The sequence below is a fragment of the Cellulomonas citrea genome (assembly GCF_009829685.1).
GTDB lineage: Bacteria > Actinomycetota > Actinomycetes > Actinomycetales > Cellulomonadaceae > Cellulomonas > Cellulomonas citrea.
The window spans coordinates 1-513 of record NZ_VWSD01000402.1 but is presented as its reverse complement, the minus strand read 5'-3'; the positions used below and the strand labels follow the sequence as shown (position 1 = coordinate 513).

The window sequence follows — 513 nt, the reverse complement described above, 5'->3', positions numbered from 1 at the left end:
AGCAGCGGGGTCTGGAAAATTCCCGGCAGGATGGTGTTGACGCGAATGCCTTCGTTCATCAGGTCGCGCGCAATCGGCAGGGTCATTCCGATCACACCGGCCTTCGAGGCGGAATAGGCAGCCTGGCCGATCTGGCCATCTTCACCCGCGACCGAGGCGGTGTTGACGATCGCACCGCGGTCGCCGTCATCGCTCAGCGGGTCGAGCGTCATCATGCCCGCCGCCGACTTGGCGATGCAGCGGAAGGTGCCGATCAGGTTCACCTGGACTACGAACTCGAAAGCCGAGATCGGGAAGTGACTGATCTCGCCGGTCTGCTTGTCGCGTTTCGCGGTCTTGATGGCGTTGCCGATGCCAGCGCAATTGACGAGGATGCGTTCCTGGCCGTGAGCCGCGCGCGCCTTGGCGAAGCCCGCGTCGACGTCCTCGTCGCTCATCACATTGACCTTGCAGAACACGCCGCCGATGTCCTTGGCGACCGCCTCGCCCTTTTCCTCGTTCATGTCGAAGATC

1 protein-coding gene is annotated in these 513 nt (G+C 63.0%); it reads right to left on the bottom strand.

The window, feature by feature from the left end; translation table 11 throughout:
- The coding region (locus F2B26_RS16965; RefSeq protein ID WP_159811258.1) for an SDR family NAD(P)-dependent oxidoreductase at nucleotides 1-513 on the bottom strand (513 nt) is incomplete at both ends.